The following is a 2,870-nucleotide window of genomic DNA, read 5'->3' as shown; positions in this document are numbered from 1 at the left end:
AAGGGGTGCTCGGCGACCGGCATCAGCTCGACATGGGTGAAGCCCAGGTCCTTCACATACGCGGGCAGCTGTTCGGCCAGCTGCCGGTACGTCAGCCCCGGCCGCCAAGACGGCAGATGCACCTCGTACACCGAGAACGGCGCCTCGTGGACGGGGGTGTCCGCACGGCGTGCGAGCCACTCCCGGTCGTGCCACTCGTGGCGGGAGACGTGCACGATGGAGGACGTGGCCGGCGGGGCCTCGGTGCGGCGGGCCAGCGGGTCGGCGCGCAGGGTCTTCGAGCCGTCGGGGCGGGTGATCTCGAACTTGTACAGCTCGCCCTCGCCGATCGCGGGCACGAACAGCTCCCAGACCCCGGACGAGCCGAGGGAACGCATCGCGTGGCCGGTGCCGTCCCAGTGGTTGAAGCCGCCGGCCACGCGGACGCCGCGCGCGTTCGGCGCCCACACCGAGAAGCGGGTTCCGGTCACGCCCTGATGGGTCATCGGGTGCGCGCCGAGCACCCGCCACAGCTGCTCGTGCCGCCCCTCGCCGATCAGATGCAGGTCCAGCTCGCCGAGCGTGGGCGTGAAGCGGTACGCGTCCTCGGTGTCCTGTACGGCTCCCTCGTAGGCCACGAGGAGCCGGTACGCCGGAACGGCCCGCAGCGGCAGCAGGGCCGAGAAGAACCCCTCGCCGTCGTCATGGAGTTCGACCCGCAGATCCCCGGTGACGACGGTCACCGACAGGGCGTACGGACGGAAGGCCCGGAAGGCGACTCCGCCGGGCACCGGATGGGCGCCGAGAACCGCGTGCGGTTCGTGGTGGGTGCCGTCGCGCAGCCGCGCCCGGTCGGCGGGGGAGACGGGGGCGGCCGTCCGAGTTCCGGAAGCGGTCACGGCCACGGCCGGCAGCGGCGCGGCGGCTGTCTTCTGCGCGGGGACTTTCCGGGCAGCGGCTTTTTCCTCGGCGGTTTCCTCGGCCGCGGTTTTCCTGCTGGTGGCCTTCTTGGCGGCGGTCTTCGATCCCGGGGCGGGTGCCTTCTTCGCCGCCGTCCCCGTCGCTGCCGTCTTCTCGGCCGTGGCTTTCTTCGTCGTCGCCTTCTTCGCCGCGGCCTTCTTCGCCGTGGCCGTCTTCCCGGCCTCTGTCTTCCCGGTGCGGGCCGTCGGTGTCTCGGCGGCGGGCGTCGCCCTCCTCGCGGCGGTCGCCTTCTTCGCGCCGGTCTTCTGCGGACCGTCGCCGTTCTTCTGCGTGCCGTCGTCGGACGGAGGGCGGGGCGTCACGGGCGGGGCCTCCTCGGCAAAGGGTGGTGGATCAGGGTGTGGCGTCGGCGGCCAGACGGCGTACCGCAGCCATCGGCACCGGCAGCCAGTCGGGGCGGTGGCGGGCCTCGTACAGGACCTCGTAGACGGCCTTGTCCGTCTCGTACGCGCGCAGCAGCACCGGTTCGGTCCGTGGATCGCGCCCGGTCACCTCGGCGTACCCCGAGCAGTACGCGGCCCGGCACGCCGTGGCCCACTCCGGTGCCGGAGGGCCGGCCGAGTGGGCCGCGTAGTCGAAGGAACGCAGCATCCCCGCGATGTCCCGCACCGTGGGCTGCGGCCTCCGGCGCTCGGCGAGCGGCTTCGACGGCTCGCCCTCGAAGTCGATCAGCGACCAGTCCCCCGACGGCGAACGCAGGCACTGGCCCAGGTGCAGATCACCGTGGATGCGCTGGGCGGTCCAGGTCCGGCCCTCGGCGGCGAGCTCGGCCAGCGCCTCGAACGCGGAGTGCAGCGCGGGCGCGTACGGCCGCAGCGCGGGCACCGCCTGCGCCGCCGCCTCCAGCCGCTCGGTCATGCCGCCGACCAGCAGCCGTATCTGGGTGTGGCCCAGAGTGACCGGCGGCAGGGCGCGGGCCAGCGCCGTGTGCACCTCGGCGGTGGCCCGGCCGAGCGCCCTCGCCTGAGGGGTGAAGTCCTCGCCTTTGGCCCGTTCGTGCAGTGCCAGCTCCCAGCCGTCGGCGGCGCCCCGCAGATACGGCTGCAGCACGGCCAGCACATACGACTCGTCCAGGTCGTCGAGGTCGGCGAGGAGCCAGCCGGTCGGTGCGGGCACCCGGGGGCAGCGCTGGTGCGACAGCACCAGCGGAAGTTCCAGATCGGGGTTGATGCCGGGGACGACACGCCGCAGGAGCTTTAGGATGAACGTATCTCCGTAGACGACCGAGGAGTTCGACTGCTCCGCGGTCATTCTCCTGGGGACCAGCTCCTCCCGTATCGTCTGGCGCGGATCACCCTCGAAGCGGAGCCTGCCGATGCGGGCCCGGGTACGCAGCGCCTCCAGCAGCACGGCGGCGGCGCGGGGGTCGTAGAGCGCCTCGTACACGGTCCGGCCGGCCAGCGGCCCGTCCTTCACATGCCCGATGAGCGCGGGCGCCAGCCGGGGCGGCAGCACCTCGCGCACACCGATCAGCAGCTGGTAGCAGTCGCCGGGATGGGGTACGGCGCCCTGTGTCGGAGCATCCGGCTGATGGGCCCGTACGAGGAGATGGAGCAGTCCCAGCGTGTTTCCGGGCGGCAGCAGGTCGGTGGCCGCCACCAGCGAGAACCCGGTGACCGGCCGTCCCTTCCCCGCGAACCAGCGCTGTCGCGGCAGCCACTCGCGCAGCAGTGGACCGAGGGACGCGAGGAGACCGGAGTGGGTCGTGGCGGGACGGGCGACGGCTTCCGACATGGGTGCGTCCTTTCCCCGGGGGGCGGTCGGGGTGTTACTGCCTGCGTGCCCCGGGCGGGGCGGTGGAAACCGCCCCGCCCCCGGCTTCTACACGCCGTCCTTGCGGAGCCGGAACCAGTAGAAGCCGTGGCCTGCGAGGGTGAGCAGGTAGGGGAGTTCGCCGATGGCGGGGAAGC

2 protein-coding genes and 1 pseudogene are annotated in these 2,870 nt (G+C 72.7%); all 3 read right to left on the bottom strand.

Annotation, left to right across the window (positions count from 1 at the left end; genetic code table 11):
- Positions 1–1,262, bottom strand: a 1,262-nt coding sequence (locus LZ604_RS35370) for a GlgB N-terminal domain-containing protein (protein WP_443732474.1), incomplete at its 3' end; no start/stop codon positions are given.
- 31 nt (positions 1,263–1,293) lie between these two features.
- Positions 1,294–2,694, bottom strand: coding sequence for a maltokinase N-terminal cap-like domain-containing protein (locus LZ604_RS35365; RefSeq protein WP_234520328.1), 1,401 nt, complete (start codon positions 2,692–2,694; stop codon positions 1,294–1,296).
- 87 nt (positions 2,695–2,781) lie between these two features.
- A pseudogene (locus LZ604_RS36520) lies at positions 2,782–2,870 on the bottom strand (alpha-glucosidase C-terminal domain-containing protein); the annotation flags it as partial.

Source organism: Streptomyces glomeratus, from assembly GCF_021462825.1.
In the GTDB taxonomy this organism is placed as follows: domain Bacteria; phylum Actinomycetota; class Actinomycetes; order Streptomycetales; family Streptomycetaceae; genus Streptomyces; species Streptomyces glomeratus.
Note: the sequence above shows the minus strand (reverse complement) of the source record. Positions and strands in the feature narration are given on the sequence as shown.

Excerpts from the sequence above, each read along its gene's own strand:
- LZ604_RS35365 (WP_234520328.1), bottom strand. The coding sequence starts at position 2,694 with ATGTCGGAAGCCGTCGCCCGTCCCGCCACGACCCACTCCGGTCTCCTC.